We start from the raw sequence: 21,179 nt of genomic DNA, 5'->3' as shown, positions 1-21,179 counted from the left end.
CTTGCCTCACACCGCCCGGTCGATCCTTGTGGACAGGTGGATCAGGCTTTCGGACGATTTCACTCCGGTCATCGCGCCGATCTGGTCCAGCACCTGGTCCAGAACCTGGGTGTTCGGCGCCGCGATCTGCAGCAGCAGGTCGAACCGCCCCGAGGTGGTGAAGGCGCGTTCGACCTCGGCGATCGACTTCAGCCGGGTCAGGATGCCCGCCTGCGCCCGCGGCTCGATGGTGATCAGCACCGAGGCCCGCAGCCGCCCCTGGCGGGCCGCTTCGCCCAGCTTCAGGGTGTAGCCCGCGATGATGCCCGTCGTCTCCAGCCTCTCCAGCCGCGCCTGGATGGTCGAGCGCGCGACCTTCAGCCGGCGCGCCAGCGTCGCCACCGACATCCGCGCATCGGCCCCCAGCAGCCCCACGATGTTGCGATCCAGTTCATCCATGCAGTTTGTCCATCCTTGTCGTCATTCTAACGATCATACCACACATATCTACTCTTTTGATCGGTGAAAATGTGCCTCATATCCGACATCCTTGTTTTCAGGAAAAGGGCGGCTCATACGCACCTGGCCTGGTTTGGATGAACCGCGCAGGTGCCGCCTACCCGAGAGCAGTCGGGCAATGGGCTTGCGTCTTGTTGGCAGAAAAGGAAACGCTGATGGGACTCTCGAAAACGATCTGGACCAACCCGACCGAGTATCTGCGCACCCGTGCGCCCGAAACCCCGGTGCTGTTCTTCTCGCCCGCCGCGTTGCAGGCTGCGGCGCGCCGGTTCATCGACGGCTTTCCGGGCATGGTGACCTATGCGGTCAAGTCCAACCCCGAAGAGGTCGTGGTGGAAAACCTCGCGCAGGCGGGGATTCGCGGCTATGACGTGGCCTCGCCGCACGAGATCCGCATGATCCGCCGCCTCGCCCCCGATGCGGCGCTGCACTACAACAACCCGGTGCGCTCGCGGGCCGAGATCGCGATGGCGGTCGAGGCCGGGGTCAAATCCTGGTCGGTCGATTCGCGGTCCGAACTGGCCAAGCTGATCGAACTGGTGCCCGCCGAGGGCTGCGAGATCACCGTGCGCTTCAAGCTGCCGGTGGCCGGGGCGGCCTACAACTTCGGCGCCAAGTTCGGCGCGACCGCCGATGTCGCGGTGGACCTTCTCAAGACCGTGGCGGCGGCGGGGTTCATCCCGTCGATCACCTTCCACCCCGGCACGCAATGCACCGACCCGCACGCCTGGGAATCCTACATCCGCGCCGCGGCCGAGATTGCCCGCGATGCGGGCGTCACCATCGCCCGGCTGAACGTCGGCGGTGGCTTCCCGTCGCACCGCCTGCACGGCGTCATCCCGCAGCTTGAGGCGACCTTTGCGCTGATCGACCGCGTGACGGGCGAGGCGTTCGGCGCCGACCGTCCGCTGCTGGTGTGCGAGCCGGGCCGGGGCCTGTGCGGGGATGCCTTCACGCTGGCCACCCGCGTCAAGGCGCTGCGCGACGACACCCATGTCTTCCTGAACGATGGCGTCTATGGCGCGCTGGCCGAACTGCCGCTGGTCGGCGTGATCGACCGCGTGGTGGTGCTGACCCCGGAAGGCGACCGCCGCCACGGCGCGCCCAAGGACCGCATCATCTTCGGGCCGACCTGCGACTCGGTCGACCGTCTGCCCGGCGAAGTGACGCTGGCGGGCGACGTGGCAGAAGGCGACTTCGTGGTGTTCGAGGGCATGGGCGCCTATTCCACCGTGACCAACACCCGCTTCAACGGCTTTGGCGAGCTGAGCATGGCCACCGTGCTGTCGCTGAAGCTCTAAGCAGCAGCACCCCCGGCCGGGGTCTTTCCGGCCGGGGTCCGCCGTCGGGGTCCGCCGACAGATGCCCCGCCGACCTTGGCCCCAGCGACCCAAGGCTCGGCCAGGGTGTCCGGCTCCGCCCGTCCGTCACGCCACCGCCCGCACCACGCCCTCTGCCCGCTGGGCACCGTCGCGACCGGCCGTCTTGTCCGGAGCGGCCGTGTCACGCCCCGGTCAGGCACCCGTTCCGCGTGCTCCCCCCGATCCCCCGGCGCTGCCCGCAAACGCATTGCCCCCCGCAGACCGGGCGGGGGGGCCGTGCACACTTGCCATGTCGGCGGCCATGGAAAAGACATACCCGCGCCAGAAGTACAGTTGGCATACCTTGTCAACAACTCTGTCCCCACCCTCCTGCGCTGAGAATGCCGGGGGCAGGTGCTTCGCAGCATCGTCCCTGCGGCGCCGTTTCCGGTGCCGCAGGGGTCGGCTTTCCGGGTCAGGCGTCCGCGAAAAGGTCCGCGTTCATCACCTTGGTCCAGGCTGCGACGAAATCGGTCACGAACTTTTCCTTGTTGTCGTCCTGGGCATAGACTTCCCCATAGGCGCGCAGGACCGAGTTCGATCCGAACACCAGATCGACCCGGGTTGCCGTATGCTTCACCGCGCCGCTCTTGCGGTCGCGGATCTCGTAAAGTCCGTTGCCGACCGGCTTCCACGTATTGGCCATGTCGGTCAGGGTCACGAAGAAGTCGGTGGTCAGCGCGCCTTCGCGGTCGGTGAACACGCCATGCCGGGTGTTGCCGTGGTTGGTGCCCATGACGCGCATCCCCCCGACCAGCGCGGTCATCTCGTGCGCTGTCAGGCCCATCAGCTGCGTTCGGTCCAGCATCAGCTCTTCGGCGCTGACGGTGTAATCCTGCTTCAGCCAGTTGCGGTAGGCGTCGTGGATCGGCTCCAGCACGTCGAACGAGGCCGCGTCGGTCATCGCGTCGGTCGCGTCGCCGCGTCCGGGGGTAAAGGGCACGGTGACGGGGAAACCGGCCGCCGCCGCCGCCCATTCGACACCGGTGTTGCCCGCCAGCACGATCACGTCGGCCACGCTGGCCCCGGTTTCTGCGGCGATGCCTTCCAGCACGCCCAGCACGCGGGCCAGACGTTCAGGCTCGTTGCCAACCCAGTCCTTCTGCGGCGAAAGGCGGATGCGCGCGCCATTGGCCCCGCCCCGCATGTCGGACGCGCGGAAGGTGCGCGCGCTGTCCCAGGCGGTGGTGACAAGGTCGCTCACGCTCAGGCGGCTGGCGGCGATGCGCGCCTTGACCGAGGTCACGTCATAGTCGGTGCGGCCTGCGGGGACCGGGTCTTGCCAGATCAGGTCTTCGGCAGGCACCTCGGGGCCGATGTAGCGCACCTTCGGCCCCATGTCGCGGTGGGTCAGCTTGAACCAGGCCCGGGCGAACACCTCGGAGAAATGCGCCGGATCCGCGAAATAGCGTTCCGAGATGGCACGGTAGGCCGGGTCCATCTTCATCGCCATGTCGGCATCGGTCATGATCGGGTTCACGCGGATCGACGGGTCTTCGACATCGACCGGCTTGTCTTCCTCGCGGATGTTGATCGGCTCCCACTGGGTTGCGCCTGCGGGGCTTTTCCTCAGCTCCCAGTCATAGCCGAGCAGCAGCTTGAAATAGCCGTTGTCCCATTTGGTCGGGTGCGTGGTCCAGGCGCCTTCGATGCCGCTGCTGACGGTGTGGCGGCCGTTGCCCGGAACGGCCGGATTGTGCCAGCCAAGGCCCTGTTCCTCGACGCCAGCCGCTTCGGGTTCCCGGCCCAGCAGCGCGGCATTGCCGTTGCCGTGGCACTTGCCGACGGTGTGGCCGCCTGCGGTCAGGGCCACGGTTTCCTCGTCGTCCATCGCCATGCGTGCGAAGGTCAGCCGGATGTCCTGCGCGGTGCGCAGCGGGTTCGACACGCCGCCCACGCCCTCGGGGTTGACGTAGATCAGGCCCATCTGCACGGCGGCCAGCGGGTTTTCCAGCGACTCGCGGGCATCGCCTTCATAGCGGGTCGCGCCAAGCCATTCCTTTTCCGAGCCCCAGTAGGTGTCTTTCTCGGGGTGCCAGATGTCCTCGCGGCCGAAGGCAAAGCCGAAGGTCTTGAGCCCCATCGATTCATAGGCGACGTTGCCCGCCAGGATCATCAGGTCGGCCCAGCTGAGCCTGTTGCCGTATTTCTTCTTGATCGGCCACAGCAGGCGGCGGGCCTTGTCGAGGTTCACGTTGTCGGGCCAGGAATTCAGCGGCGCGAAACGCTGGTTGCCGGTGCCGCCGCCGCCGCGCCCGTCGGCCATCCGGTAGGACCCGGCCGAGTGCCATGCCATGCGGATCATCAGGCCGCCGTAATGGCCCCAGTCGGCCGGCCACCAGTCCTGGCTGTCGGTCATCAGCGCGTGCAGGTCGGCCTTCAGCGCGGGAACGTCGAGCTTGCGCACCTCGTCACGATAGGAGAAGGCGGTTCCCATCGGGTTGGTCTTGCTGTCGTGCTGGTGCAGGATGTCGAGGTTCAGGGCATTCGGCCACCAGTCCGTGGCCGTGGTGGCGGTGGTCGTGATGCCACCGTGCATCACCGGGCATTTGCCGGCGGTATCATTGGCAATTCCATCCATGTCGCTCTCCGTTCGTGGCTTCGCTTGCTGCATCGGGTCGGGCGCGGCCGACCGGGGCGGGCAGAATCCCGGCCGGTCGCTCGCTGTCTGAACGCCAGATAGCAAGGTTTCGCGATTTGGGCTACTTTCATTTTCTAATATCTATGATATGTTTTTCAAATGATGAACATTTCCATGAAACACATCCGCTACTTCGAGGCGCTGGCCCGGCACGCGCATTTCGGCCGCGCCGCCGAGGATTGCGCGATCTCGCAGCCCGCCTTGTCGTTGCAGATGAAGGAACTGGAGGAAATGCTGGGCGCGCCGCTGGTCGAACGGGGGGCGCGGCAGATCCGCCTGACCAGCCTTGGCGAATCCTTCGCCAGCCGGGCGCGCGCCATCCTGCGGGCGGTGGACGAGCTGGGCGACCTGGCGCGGGCCACCCACAGCCCGCTGCTGGGGCGGTTGCGGATCGGGGTCATCCCCACCGTGGCGCCTTACCTTCTGCCCACCATCATCCAGGATCTGACGCGGCACTGCCCCGGGCTCGACCTCTGGCCGCGCGAGGCGGTGACGAAGAAGCTGCTCGCCGATCTGGCCGAGGGGCGGCTGGATACGGCGATCGTCGCCCTGCCGGTGTCGGAGCCGTCGCTGCACGAGGAACCTCTGCTGGAGGAGGAATTCGTGCTGGTCCGGCCGCTGGATCACGCGGGCCGGCCGGTGCCGACCCCCGAGGCGCTGTGGCGGATGCGCCTGCTGCTGCTGGAGGAAGGCCACTGTTTCCGCGACCAGGCGCTGTCGTTCTGCTCGATGACGCCCGCCGTGCCGCGCGACCTGATGGAGGGCAGTTCGCTGTCGACGCTGGTGCAGATGGTCGGGGCCGGGATCGGGGTCACGCTGATCCCGCAGATGGCCATCGCGATGGAAACCCGCTCGGCCGCCGTATCGGTGGCCCGGTTGCACCATCCGCGCCCGGGCCGGGCCATCGGCATGGTCTGGCGCAGGTCGAACCCGCTGGCGGATCACTTCGCACATGTCGCGGCGATCATCCGCCGCGGCGGCGATACGCAGGTCGCGGCGCAGTGACGGGCCGGACCGGTCAGGCCAGCAGGATGCAGGTGGTCGAGCCGGTGGCGTAAAGTCGGCCGTCTTCGGCGCCGCGAATCTCGGCCCGGGCCACGGCGGTGCTGCGGCCGGGGTGATCGACCACGCCTTCGCACAGGACCGCGACCCCCAGCGGCAGGGCGCGCGTCAGGTTCACCTTGTATTCCAGCGTGGTATACCAGCGCCCCTGCGGCACGACGGTCATCACCGCGCAGCCCATCGCACTGTCGAGCAGCGTGCCATACCAGCCTCCATGCACCCCGCCGACCGGATTGGTATGGGCAAACGCAGCCGTGCCGCGAAACACCGCCCGCCCCTCTGACGCGGCTTCGAGCCGGATGCCCATCAGGTCGACGATCGCGGGCATCGGCTGGTGACCGTCGAGCATCGCCCGGATGAAGGCCAGCCCCGACATCGACAGAAGCGTGGCACGGTCGGCGATGTCATCGGGGCTGCGGGCGGTGAAGGGGGCGGGCATGGCGGACTCCTTTGCCCTTTTGTCGCCCGCGCGCGCGGCGGTGTCGAGGGGAGGGCCGACGGTGAGCGCGAGCAGGCACGGCCGGCCTGCGGGGCGGGCGCGGGAGCCTCCGGCGGGGATATTTGAGAACAGAAGAAAGGGGAAGGACGGGCTCTGGACGGGAAAGGGCACTCTGCGGGGCAGGCGCGGGAGCATCCGGCGGGGATATTTGAGAACAGAAGAAGGGGAAGGACCGGCTCTGGACGGGAAAGGGCACACTGCGGGGCGGGCGCGGGAGCCTCCGGCGGGGATATTTGAAAACAGAAGAAAGGGTCAGGCGGGGGCGGGGATGCGGCGCACCGCAAGCCAGCTGAGGGCAGCCATGGCGGCGGCGGTGGCGAGGCAGGCGGGCAGGCCGCCGAACTGGTAGCTGAGGCCCGAGAGCAGCGTGCCGAGCAGACGGCCGGCCGCATTGGCCATGTAGTAGAAGCCGACATCCATCGTCACCCGCTCGGCCTGGCTGAAGGCGAGGATCAGGTAGGAATGCAGCGCCGAGTTGATGGCGAAGACGAAGCCGAAGGCCAGCAGCCCCGCCACCAGTGCTGCGGTCAGCCACGTTCCGGCGCCCAGCACCGGCAGGGCGGCCAGAGCCAGCGTCAGAACTGCCAGCACCCCGACCCAGGTCGCGGCCGACCGGACCAGTGCGGCCACCGGGCGGCCCTTTGCGCGCAGCAGGCGGGGGGCTGCGGCCTGCACGGCGCCGTAGGCGATGATCCACAGCGCCATGAAGCCGCCGATCAGGAAGAAGGCGGCACGGCGCCCCTCGTCGCTGCCATCCGACAGCACCGACTGGAAATAGACCGGGATGCCGACCACGAACCACACGTCGCGCGCCCCGAACAGGAACAGGCGCGCCAGCGACAGGCGGTTGATCCGGGCATCCTTGGAAAAGACCGCGCTGAACTTCGCGCCCTTCCGGCCCGTGGGCAGGCCCGCGGGCATGAAGGCCGTCACCGCCGCCAGGATCACCGCCAGCACCGCAGCCATGCCCAGCACGGCCGGCACGAAGCCAAAGCCCGCCAGCAGCGCCGCGCCCAGAAAGAAGCCCAGCCCCTTGACCGCGTTCTTGGAGCCGGTCAGCACCGCCACCCAGCGGAACAGCGCGCCTTCTGACGGGGCCAGCACCTTGACGGCCGATTTCGACGCCATCTTGGCCAGATCCTTGGCCACGCCCGACACCCCCTGCACCGCCATGACAAAGCCGACCGAGGCCGCCACGCTCCAGCCCGGATCAAGCTGGGCAAGGCCGATCAGCGCCGCGATCTGGAGCCCGAGGCCCGCGTAGAGCGTGCGGGTCAGCCCGAAGCGGGCGGCGATCCAGCCCGCCGACAGGTTGGTGACGATGCCCGCCACCTCGTAGAGCAGGAAGAGCCACGCCAGTTGCAGCGGCGTGAAGCCGAGCGCGTTGAAATGCAGGAGCACCAGCATCCTGAGCGCGCCATCCGACAGCATGAAGGCCCAGTAGGCCGCCGTGACCGCCGCATAGGCGCGCAGGCCGCCATCGCCCGCCGCCGTCACAGCGAGGCCGCGATCATGCGCGCCACATCGACCAGACGGCAGGTGTAGCCCCATTCGTTGTCATACCAGGCGTAGACCTTCACCTGCGTGCCGTTGACCACCATCGTCGATTGCGCGTCGATGATCGCCGAGCGGTCGTCGTTCAGGAAGTCGCTCGACACCAGCGCGCGGTCCTCGACCCCCAGGATGCCCGCCAGCGGCCCGGCGGCGGCGGTGCGGAACAGGGCGTTCACTTCTTCCGCCGCAGTCGGGCGCTCGACCTCGAACACGCAGTCGGTCAGCGAGGCATTCAGCAGCGGCACCCGCACCGCATGGCCGTTCAGTCGGCCCGCAAGCTCGGGGTAGATCAGCGAAATGGCGGTGGCCGACCCGGTGGTGGTGGGGATCAGGTTCATCAGGGCCGAGCGGGCGCGCCGCATGTCCTTCGCCGGGCGGTCGACGATGGTCTGGGTATTGGTCACGTCATGGATCGTGGTGATCGAGCCGTGGCGGATGCCGAGCGCCTCGTGGATCACCTTGACCACCGGGGCGAGGCAGTTGGTGGTGCAGCTTGCCGCCGTGACCAGGTCGTGCGTCGCCGGGTCGTAGAGGTGATGGTTGATGCCATAGACGAGGTTCAGCGCGCCGCCGTCCTTGACCGGGGCCGCGACGAGCACCTTCTTAACCCCTGCCGCGAAATAGGGCGCGATCTGCGCCGCGGTCCTGAACGCGCCTGTCGCGTCGATCACCAGATCGATGCCCGGATCGGCCAGCGGCAGATCCTCGATCCGTTTCCGCGCGGTCAGGCGCATCCGGTGGCCGTTCAGGGTCAGGCTGTCTGCGTCATGGCTGATCTCGGCCCGCCAGCGGCCATGCACCGAGTCGAACTCCATCAGCAGGGCGTGCTGCTCGGGGGTGCCTGCGGGGTCGTTCAGCAGCACGATGCGGTCTTGCAGGCCAAGGTCGGTCAGCCGGCGCAGGGCGAGCTTGCCGATCCGGCCAAGGCCGTTCAGGGCGATACGGGGCATGGGCGGTCCTTTGTCGTTCAGGTGTCGGTGCGGCCGATGGTGTCGACGCGGGCTTGCAGCGCCACCTTTTCCAGTTCGGCAAAGGGCAGGGCGGTGAAGGCGATGATGCGGCGGCGCAGGGCGGCGTAGGTCTGGGCGAAGGCCAGCGCGCGTTCGGCCGCAGTGCCGGTGGCCAGCGCGGGGTCGGGCAGGCCCCAATGCGCGGTTACCGGCTGGCCCGGCCAGGGGGCGCAACCTTCGTTGGCCGCCGCGTCGCAGACCGTGAACACGAAATCCAACACCGGGGAGTCGGCGGTCTGATACTCGGCCACCGACTTGGCGCGCAGGCTGCCGATGTCGTGGCCGTTGCGCGCCAGCACCTCCAGCGCGGTTGGGTTGAGCTGGGACTGCGGCCGGGTGCCCGCCGAATGGGCGACAAAGCGGCCCTGCCCAAGGTCGCGCAGCAGCGCCTCGGCAAAGATCGACCGGGCGGAATTGCCCGAACAGACGAACAGCACGTTGAGCGGGCGGGGCATGGCATACTCCGGTGTTGGGGTGTCGGGGGCCAGATCGGCCCGGCCCCGGCCACAATCGTTGAAGAGGTAGGCCACCAGCCGCGCCGTCTGCGGCAGGTCGCTGCGGTAGAGGATCGCTCGCCCCTGCCGTTCGGCCGTGACCAGCCCCGCCGTCTCCAGTGCGGCAAGGTAGACCGACAGGGTCGAGGGCTTCAGCCCCAGCGCCTCGGTCATCTCGCCCGGCCGCACGCCGTGCGGGGCGCGGCGCAGCAGCAGGCGGAACACCGCGAGGCGGCCGTCATGGCCGAGGGTGGCGAAAAGGTTGGCGGCGTTCATTTCCATAATTCATGAATACTGGAAATGAACCTACTCTGCCAGTGAAGGTTTCATGACAAAGCAGAACGGCAGCCGCTGGGGCTGCCGTTCGGGGTCGCATGAAGGATGGATCAGCGGTGACGCACGTCGATGTAGTTGCGGGCCGGCGAGCCGGTGTAAAGCTGGCGCGGGCGGCCGATGCGCTGGGTCGGGTCGGCGATCATCTCGCGCCACTGCGAGATCCAGCCGACGGTCCGCGACAGCGCGAAGATCGGGGTGAACATCGCGGTGGGGAAACCCATCGCATCGAGGATGATGCCGGAATAGAAATCGACGTTGGGGTAAAGCTTCTTCGAGACGAAATACTCGTCTTCCAGCGCGATGCGTTCCAGTTCCTTGGCAACCTGAAGCGTGGGGTTGTTGTGGATGCCCATCAGCCCCAGCACCTCGTCGGCGCTTTCCTTCATCACCTTGGCGCGCGGGTCGAAGTTCTTGTAGACCCGGTGCCCGAAGCCCATCAGGCGGAACGGGTCGTCCTTGTCCTTGGCGCGGCGGATGTATTCCGGAATGCGGTCCACGGTGCCGATCTCGCGCAGCATTTCCAGACAAGCCTGGTTGGCGCCACCATGCGCCGGGCCCCAGAGGCAGGCGATCCCGGCCGCGATGCAGGCAAAGGGGTTGGCGCCCGAAGACCCGGCCAGCCGCACGGTCGAGGTCGAGGCGTTCTGCTCGTGGTCGGCATGAAGCATCATGATCCGGTCCATCGCCTTGGACAGGATCGGGTCCACCACATAGTCCTCGGCCGGGATGGCAAAGCACATGTGCAGGAAGTTCGAGGCGTAATCGTGGCTGTTCTTCGGGTAGATGAACGGCTGGCCCAGCGAATACTTGAACGCCATCGCCGCAATCGTCGGCAGCTTGGCGATCATGCGGATCGCGGCCACTTCGCGCTGCCACGGATCGTTGATGTCAAGGCTGTCGTGGTAGAACGCGCTCATCGCGCCGACCACGCCGACCATGGTTGCCATCGGGTGGCTGTCACGCCGGAAACCGCGGAAGAAATAGTGCATCTGCTCGTGCACCATGGTGTGCCGCGTTACCCGGCCCTCGAAGTCGGCCATCTGCACCGCGGTGGGCAGTTGGCCGTAAAGCAGCAGGTAGCACAGTTCCAGGTAATGCGAATGCTCGGCAAGCTGCTCGATCGGGTAGCCCCGGTGCAGCAGCTCGCCCTTGTCGCCGTCGATATAGGTGATGGCGCTTTCGCAGGCGGCGGTCGAGGTGAAGCCGGGGTCGTAGGTGAAGACATCGCCTTCGGCATAAAGCTTGCGGATGTCCAGCACATCCGGCCCCAGTGTGGGCGAAAGGATCGGCAGGTCGATCACCTTGGTGCCGAAGGTCAGCGTGGCGGATTTGGTCTTTGCAGGCATCTGTCATCCCTCTCGGTTGGCGCGCCGGTCGCCCCGGCGGGGCTCGGCAATCGTGGTGCCCCAAGGGGGCCGCGGACGCGAGAGGGGTCTGCGGCGGGTCAGGCCGCGGCATCCTCCAGTCGCGCAATCGTCTCGTCCCGACCGATGACCAGCATCATGTCGTATACGCTGGGCGTCACGGTGCGCCCGGCAAGCGCCGCACGCAAGGGGGCAGCCATCTTGCCGAACGCGAGGCCATGGGCCGTGGCCACTTCCGTCAGGATGGTTTCCAGTTCTTCCTTTGACCAGCTAGCATCTCGCAGTCGCGGCGTCAATTCAATCAGTATACCACGGGATACCGCGTCAAGCGCCTTCTCTGCCGCCGCATCGGGGACGATCGGCCGGGATGTCAGCGCAAAATGAGCCTTTTCAACAAGTTCCGGGAAGGTCTTCGCCCTGTCCTTCAGGCAGTACATCGCCCGCAGCAGCCGGTCGGCCTGTGCGTCGGTCAGCGCGGGCTGGTCTGCCGCCGCCAGATATGCCCGCATTTCACGCAGCAGCGCAGCATCGGTCCCCGCGGCGATGTGCTGGCCACACAGGTTTTCCAGCTTCTTGAAGTCGAGTCGGGCCGGCGCCCGTCCGATTCCCGACAGGTCGAACCAGCCCATCGCCTGTTCCGAGGTGAAGAATTCGGCGTCGCCATGCGCCCAGCCCAGCCGTGTCAGATAGTTGCGCATCCCGGCGGCCGGATAGCCCATCGCCTGATACTCCTCGACCCCGAGCGCGCCGTGGCGCTTGGACAGCTTCTTGCCGTCCGGCCCGTGGATCAGCGGGATGTGCGCCCAGACCGGGATGTCCCAGCCCATCGCCTGATAGACCATGGTCTGCCGCGCCGCGTTGTTCAGGTGGTCGTCGCCGCGGATCACATGCGTGACGCCCATGTCATGGTCATCGACCACCACGGCCAGCATGTAGGTCGGCGTGCCGTCCGAGCGCAGGCACACCATGTCGTCCAGATGGTCGTTGCCAAAGCGCACCGTGCCCTGCACCGCATCCTCGATCACCGTCTCGCCGCCGCGCGGGGCCTTCATGCGGATGACGTAGGGCGCGTCGGGGTGGGTGGCGGGATCGGCATCGCGCCACGGGCTCTGGAACAGGGTCGAGCGGTTATCGGCCCGCGCCGCCTCGCGGAATGCCTCGATTTCCTCCTGCGTGCAGAAGCACTTGTAGGCCGATCCTCGCGCTAGCATCTCGCGCGCGACCTCGGCGTGGCGCTCGCGGCGGTCGAACTGGCTGACCACCTCGCCATCCCAGTCGAGCCCGAGCCACGTCAGCCCGCGCAGGATCGCGGCGGTGGCCTCGGGGGTCGAGCGTTCGCGGTCGGTATCCTCGATCCGCAACAGGAACCTGCCGCCCCGCCCCCGCGCGTAAAGCCAGTTGAACAGCGCCGTCCGCCCGCCGCCGATGTGCAGATACCCGGTCGGCGACGGGGCAAAGCGGGTCACGACCGGCTTGTCGGGGGCAGTCTGGGGTGTCGCGGACATGCGTCTTAACCTTTTGGAAACCACGTGGCGGATAGGGTCGGGCCTGTCTAGGCAATCGCGGGGCAGGAAACAAGGTGGGCAGGCTGTGGCTCCTGATCGGATCGCTGCGGTGGACCCCGCTGCAGGCTCTGGCCGAGGCGCGGGGCATCCTGTTCCCCTGGCTGCCGGTGTTCATGGCGATCGGCATCGGGCTGTGGTTCACGCTGCCGTTCGAGCCGGGGCTGCGGTTCTATGCCGGCGCCCTGGCCGTGGTGGCTCTGGGCACGGCGCTGCGCCTGTGGGGGCCCGAACATGGCCATCCGTTTGCCGTGGCGCTGGCGGCACTGGCGCTGGGCGCGCTGCTGGCGGGGGTGCGTGCGCACAGCGTAGCCGCCCCGATCCTGTCGTTCCGCTATTACGGCGCGATCGAGGGGCGGGTGGTGCTGGTTGACCGCTCGGCGTCCGACCACATGCGCCTGACGCTGGACCAGGTGGTTCTGAACCGCGTCTCCCCCGAGCGCACGCCGGAACGGGTGCGCATCTCCTTGCACGGCAAGCAATATCTGACCCCCGAACCCGGAATGCTGGTGATCCTGACCGGCCATCTTGCCGCCCCCGAGGGCCCGCCCGAGCCCGGGGGCTTCGATTTCCAGCGCCTCGCGTATTTCGAGCGGCTGGGGGCCATCGGCTATTCCCGCACGCCGGTCCTGCTGCTGGCCCCGCCCGAACCCTGGGCGCAAATCGTCAACCGAATGCGAAGCCGGCTGTCGGCGGGGATACAGGCTGCGGTGCCGGGCGATCCCGGCGCATTTTCGTCTGGCGTGATGACCGGCGACCGCTCGGGCCTCAGCCTCCAGGCGATCGAGGATCTGCGCGGTTCCAGCCTGACGCATCTGCTGGCGATCTCGGGGATGAACATGGCCTTCCTGATCGGCTTCGTCTTCGCCACGCTGCGCTACGGGCTGGCGCTGGTGCCGGTGCTGGCGCTGCGGGTCAACTCGAAGAAACTGGCGGCGCTGGTGTCGCTGGGGGTGGCGTGGTTCTACCTGCTGCTCTCGGGCGCCAATGTCGCGACCGAACGCGCCTTCATCATGGTCGCGGTGATGCTGGGGGCGGTGCTGCTGGACCGGCGGGCGCTGTCGCTGCGGTCGGTGGCAATCTCGGGCTGCATCCTGCTGATACTCAAGCCGGAAAGCCTGCTGTCGCCAGGCTTCCAGATGTCGTTCGCCGCCACCACGGCACTGATCGCGGGCTTCGGTGCGGTGGAGGGGCAGGTGATGCGCAACCGGCTGCCGCGCTGGGCGCTGCCGGTGGCGACGCTGGTGCTCTCGTCGGTGCTGGCAGGGTTTGCCACGGCACCCTACGGGGCTGCGACCTTCAACCGGGTGGCCGACTACGGCTTGCTGGCCAACCTGATGACGGTCCCGGTGATGGGGGCGGTGGTGATGCCTGCGGGCACGGTTGCCGCGCTGGCCGCCCCCTTCGGGCTGGAGGCGCTGCCGCTCTGGGTCATGGGGCGGGGGTCGGCCTGGATCCTGTGGTCGGCGGGCTGGGTCGCAGGTTTCGAAGGCGCATTGACCGGGATCATCGCGCCCGGCCCGCTGGTGCTGCCGGTGCTGACGCTGGGGGCACTGTGGCTGGTGCTGTGGCGCGGGCCGGTGCGGCTGGCGGGCATCGTGCCGATGGTTGCGGCGCTGGTGCTGTGGGCCATGGCCGAGCGGCCGCCGCTGCTGATCAGCGCGGATGGCGGGCTGGCCGGGCTTCTGGGCCCCGAGGGGCGGGCACTGTCCTCACCGCGCGGGGCAGGGTTCGCCGCCGAAAGCTGGCTGGAAAACGACGGCGACCTGACCGACCAGATCAGCGCGGCTGCCCGGCCGGGGTTCGAGGGCGACAAGGGTGCGCGGCGCTTCGTGCTGGGCGACTGGCGCGGCGTGGTGCTGAAGGGCAAGGGATCGGCCGGGCGCGTGGCCGAAGCCTGCACCAGCGCCGATCTGGTGATCGTGACCGAGGCCGCCACCGCCCCGCCGGGGTGTCAGGTGATCGACGCGGGCCTGCTGTTGCGCACCGGCACGCTGGCGGTCTGGCCCGGGCCCGATGGCCTGCGATTGCAGCCGACCTTCCGCGCCCGCAGACTGTGGACCGGGCCGGGGCCCGACCCGGAACAGCCCGCCGACCTGCCGCTGCTGCTGGCGGCGGAATGACCGCCTAGTAGCTGCGGATCAGCCCGACCAGCCGCCCCTGCACCTTCACCTGATGGTCGGGATAGACCCGCGTCTCGTAGGCCGGGTTGGCCGCTTCCAGCGCGATCATCGCGCCACGGCGGCGAAAGCGTTTCAGCGTGGCTTCGAGATCCTCGACCAGCGCCACGACGATGTCGCCATTCTCGGCGGTGCTCTGTTCGCGGATCACCACGATGTCGCCATCGTTGATGCCGGCCTCGATCATCGAATCGCCTTTGACCTCAAGGGCATAGTGCTGGCCCTGGCCCGACAGCATCGACCCCGGCACCGTGATGTGATGCGACACTTCCGAGATCGCCTCGATCGGAACGCCGGCCGCGATCCGGCCCATCACCGGCAGTTCCAGCGCGTAGGCCGCCGACACCGGCATTGCACCCTGCGGCGGATCGACCTTGTCGCCCTGGATCATCCGTGGCGAAAAGCCGGGGCGTTCCATCGCTTCGGGCAGCTTCACGATCTCGATCGCCCGGGCGCGGTGGGCCAGGCGGCGGATGAAGCCCCGCTCCTCCAGCGCCGTGATCAGGCGATGGATTCCCGATTTCGACCGCAGGTCCAGCGCATCCTTCATTTCGTCGAAAGACGGAGGAACGCCGTCGCGGTCGGTCCGCGTCTTGATGAAATCGAGCAGTTCCAGTTGCTTGCGGGTCAGCATCGGTGATCCTCCGGCAGGTGCGGCATTCGTGTTAACATAATGTTCTGCCCGTGTTCCCGGTTTGTGTCAAGCATCTTGCGTCGCTCAGATCGGAAGATACCAGACCTCGTCGCCTGCCGCGCGCGGACCGTCGCCCAGCGGCCGGATCAGCAGCGCGTCGGCCTGCGAAAGCACACCCAGCAGGGCGGAATCCTGCCGGGAAAACGGGGTGATGCCGGGCAGGCCGTCTCCGGCCACCAGGTGCGCCCGCATGTAGTCGGTGCGCGGTCCGGCCGGGCCGACAGCGGTGGCCAGCATGGCGCGGCGGGGCTGTGGCGCGGGGTCGGGGTGGCCCAGCATGGCGCGCAGCATCGGCAACAGGAACAGATGGCCGCAGACGATGGCCGACACCGGGTTGCCGGGAAGCCCCAGCATCGGCACGCCGCCGAGCCGACCCGCCATCAGCGGCTTGCCGGGGCGCATCGCGATCTTGTAGAACGCCCGCTCCATCCCCAGCCCCTCCGCGACGCGGGCGACAAGATCATGGTCGCCGACCGAGGCGCCGCCGATGGTCACGATCAGGTCGGCGCCCTCGGCCAGCCCCAGCACGGTGCGCAGGTCGGCCTCGGTGTCGCGGGCGATGGGCAGCATCCGCGCCACGCCGCCCTCGGCCTCGACCAGCGCCTTCAGCGCGAAGGTATTGGAGGCGATGATCTGGTCCGGCCCCGGGTCTTCGCCGGGCATCACCAGCTCGTCACCCGTGGCGATCAGCGCCACCACCGGGCGGCGCGACACCGGCACCAGCGGGATGTTCATCGCGGCCAGCAGCGCCAGGTCGTTCGGGCCAAGGCGGCGCGGCGACACCGTGTCACCCGCGCGGAAATCCTGCCCCGCCGGGCGGATGTTGCTGCCGCCCGACACCGCAGACAGGGTGATGCGGTCGCCTGCGGCGGTCACGTCCTCCTGGATGATCACCCGCGCAGCCCCCGCAGGCAGCGGCGCGCCGGTGAAGATGCGCAGCGCCTGACCGGGGGCCAGCGCCCCGGCCCATCCGTGGCCCGCCCCGGCCTCGCCCACCACGGTGAAGCTGTCGCCGGCCCGTGGTTCGCCCGGCACGGCATAGCCGTCCATCGCCGAGGAATCGAACGGCGGCTGGTCGCGCCGCGCCGCGACGGGCACGCAGAGCATCCGCCCCGCCGCAAGGCCCAGCGGCACGTCTTCCGCGCCCAGCGGGGCGGCCAGCGCCAGCACCCGGGCCAGCGCCTCTTCGACCGAAATCACGGGCCTGCCTCGTAGCGCCCGGATTTTCCGCCGTCTTTCAGCACAAGCCGGATGTCGCCGATCACCATGGATTTTTCGACCGCCTTGACCATGTCGTAGATCGTCAGCGCCGCGACCGATACGGCGGTCAGCGCCTCCATCTCGACCCCGGTCTGGCCTGCGGTCCTGACGGTGGCCTCGATCACGATGCCCGGCAGGGCCGGGTCGGCTGTCAGGTCCAGCGAGACGCGGGTCAGCGGCAAGGGATGACACAGTGGAATCAGGTCGGCGGTCCTCTTGGCCGCCATGATGCCGGCAAGACGCGCCACGCCCAGCACATCGCCCTTGCTGGCGCGGCCCTCGACAATCAGCGCCAGGGTGGTGCCGCTCATCCGCACCGACCCGCGCGCCACCGCCGTGCGGTCGGTGACCGGCTTGCCCGACACGTCGACCATATGGGCATTGCCCTCGCCGTCGAAATGCGAGAGCCCCGACATCACACGCCGCCCTGCGCCGTCAGCGGCGCCTGGAGAATCGCGCGCGTCGCCGCCGTCACGTCGGCCTGCCGCATCAGGCTTTCGCCGATCAGGAAGCAGCGCGCACCGTAGCGGGCCACATCGGCCAGATCGTCCGGCGTGGACAGGCCGCTTTCCGACACGATCAGCCGGTCCTCGGGCACCAGCCGCGCCAGATCGCGCGTGGTTTGCAGCGTGACCTCGAAGCTGTTCAGATTGCGGTTGTTGATGCCGATCAGCGGCGATTTCAGAAGGGCGGCGCGTTCCAGTTCGGTCCGGTCATGCACCTCGATCAGCGCATCCATCCCCCAGGCGGTCGCCGCCTCTTCCAGTTCGACCGCCTGTGCATCCGACACCGTTGCCATGATGATCAGGATGCAATCGGCATGGAGGGCGCGGCTTTCGGCGACTTGCCACGGGTCGTAAAGGAAATCCTTGCGCAGGCAGGGCAGCTTGACGGCCTGCCGGGCCGCAGTGAGGTAGGCGTCGGCCCCCTGAAACGACGGCGTGTCGGTCAGCACCGACAGGCAGGTGGCCCCCCCGGCCTCGTAGGCGAGGGCGAGTGCCACCGGGTCGAAATCGGCGCGGATCAGCCCCTTCGACGGGCTGGCCTTCTTGATCTCGGCAATCAGGCCATAGCCGGTGGCGGCGGCTTCCTGCAGCGCGCGGGCAAAGCCGCGCGGCGGCGGGGCGGCACGCGCGGCTTCCTCCAGTTCTGCCTGCGAACGGGCAGCCTTGCGGGAGGCGATCTCCTCCAGCTTGTAGGCCTTGATGCGGTCAAGAATGGTGCTCATGCGGGAAAACCTAGTCAATCGCGGGGGGGAAGGGAAGAGAGTCGCGGCGCAGGGGGTGCACATCCGGCGACAACAGGCGCCCACCCGCAACGGGATGCCGGATTTTTCGTAGAAAAATCGGGGGCATCAGCCTCGGTTGGTCAGTCGGGCCAGGGCGGCCACCTTGGCCTTGGCCGCACCCGACCCGATGCTGTCGCGCGCCAGCGCCACGCCTTCGGGCAGGCTGGTCACCCGGTCGGCCACCATCAGCGCCGCCGCGGCGTTCAGCAGCACCGCATCGCGGTAGGCGCCCTCCGCCCCGTCGAGCAGGTCGCGCAGGGCCTGCGCATTCTCGGATGGCGTGCCCCCCATGATCGCGGTGAAGGGATGCACCGGCAGCCCGGCATCCTCGGGGTGCAGCACGAACTCGCGCACCTTGCCGCCCTCCAGCGCCGCCACCTGCGTCGGCGCGGCAATCGAGATCTCGTCGGTGCCGTCGCCGCCGTGCACCAGCCAGGCCTTCTTCGACCCCAGCGCCAGCAGCACCTCGGCCATCGGGCGGATCAGCGCCGCCGAAAACGCCCCGGTCAGCTGCCGCGTGACCCCGGCGGGGTTGGTCAGCGGGCCGAGGATGTTGAACAGCGTCCGCGTGCCAAGCTCCATCCGCACCGGGGCGACGTGGCGCGTTGCCGGGTGATGCATCGGTGCCATCATGAAGCCGATCCCGGCTTCGGCCAGACAGCGTTCCACCACCTCGGGCCCGACCATCACGTTCAGCCCCATCTCGGTCAGCGCATCCGCCGCGCCCGACTTCGACGAAAGGTTGCGGTTGCCGTGCTTGGCCACCACCACCCCCGCCCCCGCCACCACGAAAGCCGTGGCGGTCGAGATGTTCAGCGTGCCCTTGCCGTCGCCGCCGGTGCCGACGATGTCCATCGCACCCTCGGGCGCGCGCACCCGGTTGCAGCGGGCGCGCATCACGCTTGCGGCGGCGGCGTATTCGTCCACCGTCTCGCCCCGTGTGCGCAGCGCCATCAGCAGCCCGCCCATCTGGGCAGGCGTCGCCTCGCCGTCGAACAGGCATTCGAAGGCGGTCTGCGCTTCGGCCCGGCTGAGGGGGCGGTCGGCGGCAAGCCCGATCAGCGGGCGCAGGCGGTCGCTCATGCGGGGGCCTCCGTGCGGGCCGCGTCGAGGAAATTGTGCAAGAGCTGGTGGCCGTGTTCCGAGGCGATGCTTTCGGGGTGGAACTGCACGCCCTCGATCGGCAGGCTGCGGTGGCGCAGGCCCATGATGGTGCCATCCTCCAGCCAGGCGGTCACCTCGAGGCAGTCGGGCAGGGTGGCACGCTCGACGATCAGGCTGTGATAGCGGGTGGCGAGGAACGGCGAGGGCAGACCGGCGAACACCCCGACGCCGGAATGATGCATCACCCCCATCTTGCCATGCACGATTTCGTGGCAGCGGATCACCCGGCCACCGAACGCCTGCCCGATGGTCTGGTGGCCAAGGCAGACGCCCAGCAGCGGAATCTTCGCCTCGGCCGCGGCCAGCGTCAGCGGCAGGCAGATGCCCGCCTGCGCCGGATCGCAGGGCCCCGGTGACAGCACGATGGCCGAAGGCCGCAGCGCAATGGCCGCCTGCACGTCCAGCGCGTCGTTGCGCCGCACCAGCACATCGGCGCCGAGTTCGCCCAGATAATGCACCAGATTATAGGTGAAGCTGTCGTAGTTGTCGATCAGAAGCAGCATCTTGCGGGTCCCGGACGGATTGATGTGGTTAGGGGGTGAACCCCGCGCGGCGTCGCGCTATAGATGGGCAGAGCCGCAGGGGGGCGTCAAGGGAAACCCGCCCCGACGCAAGCGGCATAGTTGCAGCAGGACGGAGGCAGGCCGGTGCGGGGTTTCGTTTCAGGAATGGTCTGGGGCAGCGCGGTGGCGGTGCTTGGGTTGGGCGTGGCGTCGCAGATGGCCCCGCTGCCGGGGCGCCTGCCTTCGGCACCCGCCGTCCAGCGCCCGGAACCGCAAGCCCCCGAAGCCCCGCCGGTCGCGCAGGCCCCCGAAGCCGCGCCGGTCGCGCAGGCCCCGGTCGTGCCGGAGGCCGGGGAGCCCGGCGTGGCCGGCCCGCCCGCAACCGATGCCGCGACCCCTTCGGCCGCCGTGACCGAAAGCATGGCGCCACCCCCGGGGTCGGAGTTTGCCAGGCCCCGGCCCGATGTCGCCCCGATCCTGCCTGCGGCCGACCCGGCCCTTGCCGAAGGCCCCGCCCCCGCCGTCCTCCCGCCCGATGCGGTGCAGGCGCCGCAGCCCGACACAATGGCCGCCTTGCGGCCGGTGACGCCCGACCAGTCTCCGGCAGGGCTTTCCGTGCCGGAAGCAGCGGCGGCCCCGGGCCGGCACCGCGTGCCGGAACCGTCGTCCGATCCGGTGCGCGCCGCCACGGACCCGACCCGGCCTGCGGCCCCGCCCGCCGAACAGACGCCCGCCGCCATCGACCTGCCGCCGCCGCCGCCGCTGACCCCCGAGGAAGAGGCGCTGCTGCGCACCGCCCCCGACGCGCCCCCCCCCGCCCCGGCCGAGCAAGCCCCGTCCAAACCCGCCCCGGCCGATCCCGTCCCGGCCGCCGACCAGACCCCCGGGCCCGCTCCGGCCGGGGCGGTCCGGGGCGATGCCCCGCTGCCCACGCCCGGCTTTGGCGGGGCGATCGACGGCGTGACCGCCGACCGGCTGCCGCGCATCGGCACCCCGCAACCGACCCCTGCTGCCGAACCGGCAGCCGCCGAACTTGCGCCGCTGCACCGCTACGCCCGGCCGTTCGAGAACCCGGCGCAGAAGCCGCTGTTCGCCGTGATCCTGCTCGACACCGGCGGACCGGCGCTGGACCGCACGGCGCTGGCCGCGCTGCCGTTTCCGGTGACCTTCGCCATCGACCCCGCCGCCCCCGATGCCGCCACCGCCGCCGCCCTTTACCGGGAGGCCGGGCAGGAGGTGCTGATGCTGGCCACGGGCATCCCGCAGGGGGCCACCGCATCGGACCTTGAGGTGACCTTCCAGAGCCTTGCCGCCACCCTGCCGGAAGCGGTCGCGGTGCTGGATACCGAGGCCGGGGCGTTCCAGTCGGACCGTCCGCTGGCAACGCAGGTGGTGCCGGTGATCAAGGGGCAGGGGCGCGGCCTCGTGACCTGGGACAAGGGGCTGAACGCGGCCGATCAGGTGGCGCGCCGTGACGGCGTGCCTGCGACGCTGATCTTCCGCCGCCTTGACGGCGCTGATGAATCAGCGGCGACGATCCGGCGCTATCTCGACCGGGCGGCGTTCAAGGCGGCGCAGGACGGGCGGGTGACGGTGCTGGGCGAAACCCGCCCCGAGACCGTGGCCGCCCTGCTGGAATGGAGCGTGGAGGGCCGCGGCGCGTCGGTCGCGCTGGCGCCGATCAGCGCGGTTCTGAAGGCGGACTGAGC

The 21,179-nt window shown here is 69.0% G+C and carries 18 protein-coding genes; 4 read left to right on the top strand and 14 right to left on the bottom strand.

The features are described from left to right. Window positions 1-6: 6 nt before the first annotated feature. Entirely contained in the window at window positions 7-438 is a 432-nt protein-coding gene (locus RNZ50_15280) for an Lrp/AsnC family transcriptional regulator (GenBank protein MDT8856356.1), read from the bottom strand. Window positions 439-653: 215 nt separating this feature from the next. Here RNZ50_15280 and RNZ50_15275 point away from each other — a divergent pair, with 215 nt between their 5' ends. Further along, the gene (locus tag RNZ50_15275; protein MDT8856355.1) at window positions 654-1,799 is read left to right on the top strand and encodes a type III PLP-dependent enzyme; all 1,146 of its coding nucleotides are present in this window, start codon (window positions 654-656) and stop codon (window positions 1,797-1,799) included. A gap of 475 nt (window positions 1,800-2,274) precedes the next feature. Here the strand turns inward: RNZ50_15275 and katG are convergent, their stop codons facing one another. Next, window positions 2,275-4,440: a catalase/peroxidase HPI gene (katG, locus tag RNZ50_15270; GenBank protein ID MDT8856354.1), complete on the bottom strand. Its 2,166-nt coding sequence runs from the start codon at window positions 4,438-4,440 to the stop codon at window positions 2,275-2,277. A gap of 159 nt (window positions 4,441-4,599) precedes the next feature. Here katG and RNZ50_15265 point away from each other — a divergent pair, with 159 nt between their 5' ends. After that, complete coding sequence (locus RNZ50_15265; GenBank protein ID MDT8856353.1) at window positions 4,600-5,505, top strand: LysR substrate-binding domain-containing protein; 906 nt, start codon at window positions 4,600-4,602, stop codon at window positions 5,503-5,505. 13 nt (window positions 5,506-5,518) lie between these two features. Here RNZ50_15265 and RNZ50_15260 read toward each other — a convergent pair whose 3' ends face one another. The 6 genes from RNZ50_15260 to gltX form a co-directional block, all read right to left on the bottom strand. Further along, complete coding sequence (locus RNZ50_15260) at window positions 5,519-6,001, bottom strand: PaaI family thioesterase (protein MDT8856352.1); 483 nt, start codon at window positions 5,999-6,001, stop codon at window positions 5,519-5,521. A 312-nt stretch (window positions 6,002-6,313) separates the two neighbouring features. Beyond that, window positions 6,314-7,612, bottom strand: a complete 1,299-nt coding sequence (gene arsJ, locus RNZ50_15255; protein ID MDT8856351.1) for an organoarsenical effux MFS transporter ArsJ — start codon at window positions 7,610-7,612, stop codon at window positions 6,314-6,316. Then, window positions 7,555-8,565 (bottom strand): ArsJ-associated glyceraldehyde-3-phosphate dehydrogenase, encoded by a 1,011-nt coding sequence (locus RNZ50_15250; protein MDT8856350.1) that lies wholly within the window; start codon window positions 8,563-8,565, stop codon window positions 7,555-7,557. The genes arsJ and RNZ50_15250 overlap by 58 nt, the downstream gene beginning before the upstream one ends. 17 nt (window positions 8,566-8,582) lie before the next feature. After that, window positions 8,583-9,401: an ArsR family transcriptional regulator gene (locus RNZ50_15245; GenBank protein MDT8856349.1), complete on the bottom strand. Its 819-nt coding sequence runs from the start codon at window positions 9,399-9,401 to the stop codon at window positions 8,583-8,585. A gap of 104 nt (window positions 9,402-9,505) precedes the next feature. Further along, window positions 9,506-10,801, bottom strand: coding sequence for a citrate synthase (locus RNZ50_15240; protein ID MDT8856348.1), 1,296 nt, complete (start codon window positions 10,799-10,801; stop codon window positions 9,506-9,508). Window positions 10,802-10,899: 98 nt separating this feature from the next. Beyond that, window positions 10,900-12,324, bottom strand: a complete 1,425-nt coding sequence (gltX, locus tag RNZ50_15235; GenBank protein ID MDT8856347.1) for a glutamate--tRNA ligase — start codon at window positions 12,322-12,324, stop codon at window positions 10,900-10,902. A gap of 74 nt (window positions 12,325-12,398) precedes the next feature. Between gltX and RNZ50_15230 the strand changes: the two genes are divergently transcribed. Further along, window positions 12,399-14,504 (top strand): ComEC/Rec2 family competence protein, encoded by a 2,106-nt coding sequence (locus RNZ50_15230; GenBank protein MDT8856346.1) that lies wholly within the window; start codon window positions 12,399-12,401, stop codon window positions 14,502-14,504. Between the two features lie 4 nt (window positions 14,505-14,508). On the opposite strand, the gene lexA is transcribed toward RNZ50_15230, so the two are convergent. The 6 genes from lexA to RNZ50_15200 form a co-directional block, all read right to left on the bottom strand. Then, a complete protein-coding gene (lexA, locus tag RNZ50_15225; protein MDT8856345.1) occupies window positions 14,509-15,195 on the bottom strand; it encodes a transcriptional repressor LexA in 687 nt (228 codons plus the stop codon). A gap of 84 nt (window positions 15,196-15,279) precedes the next feature. Continuing rightward, a complete protein-coding gene (locus RNZ50_15220; protein MDT8856344.1) occupies window positions 15,280-16,455 on the bottom strand; it encodes a molybdopterin molybdotransferase MoeA in 1,176 nt (391 codons plus the stop codon). After that, a complete protein-coding gene (moaC, locus tag RNZ50_15215) occupies window positions 16,452-16,931 on the bottom strand; it encodes a cyclic pyranopterin monophosphate synthase MoaC (GenBank protein MDT8856343.1) in 480 nt (159 codons plus the stop codon). The genes RNZ50_15220 and moaC overlap by 4 nt, the downstream gene beginning before the upstream one ends. Next, window positions 16,931-17,743 carry an indole-3-glycerol phosphate synthase TrpC gene (trpC, locus tag RNZ50_15210; GenBank protein ID MDT8856342.1) on the bottom strand — a complete coding sequence of 271 codons (813 nt, stop codon included), beginning with the start codon at window positions 17,741-17,743 and terminating at the stop codon, window positions 16,931-16,933. Before trpC ends, moaC begins: the two co-directional genes overlap by 1 nt. Before the next feature lie 126 nt (window positions 17,744-17,869). Continuing rightward, window positions 17,870-18,886 (bottom strand): anthranilate phosphoribosyltransferase, encoded by a 1,017-nt coding sequence (gene trpD, locus RNZ50_15205; GenBank protein MDT8856341.1) that lies wholly within the window; start codon window positions 18,884-18,886, stop codon window positions 17,870-17,872. After that, entirely contained in the window at window positions 18,883-19,470 is a 588-nt protein-coding gene (locus tag RNZ50_15200; GenBank protein ID MDT8856340.1) for an aminodeoxychorismate/anthranilate synthase component II, read from the bottom strand. The genes trpD and RNZ50_15200 overlap by 4 nt, the downstream gene beginning before the upstream one ends. A 144-nt stretch (window positions 19,471-19,614) precedes the next feature. On the opposite strand from RNZ50_15200, the gene RNZ50_15195 reads away from it, so the two are divergent. Further along, window positions 19,615-21,177 (top strand): divergent polysaccharide deacetylase family protein, encoded by a 1,563-nt coding sequence (locus tag RNZ50_15195; protein MDT8856339.1) that lies wholly within the window; start codon window positions 19,615-19,617, stop codon window positions 21,175-21,177. The last annotated feature ends 2 nt before the right edge of the window (window positions 21,178-21,179 follow it).

Source organism: Paracoccaceae bacterium Fryx2 (assembly GCA_032334235.1).
In the GTDB taxonomy this organism is placed as follows: Bacteria; Pseudomonadota; Alphaproteobacteria; order Rhodobacterales; family Rhodobacteraceae; genus JAVSGI01.
Note: the sequence above shows the minus strand (reverse complement) of the source record. Positions and strands in the feature narration are given on the sequence as shown.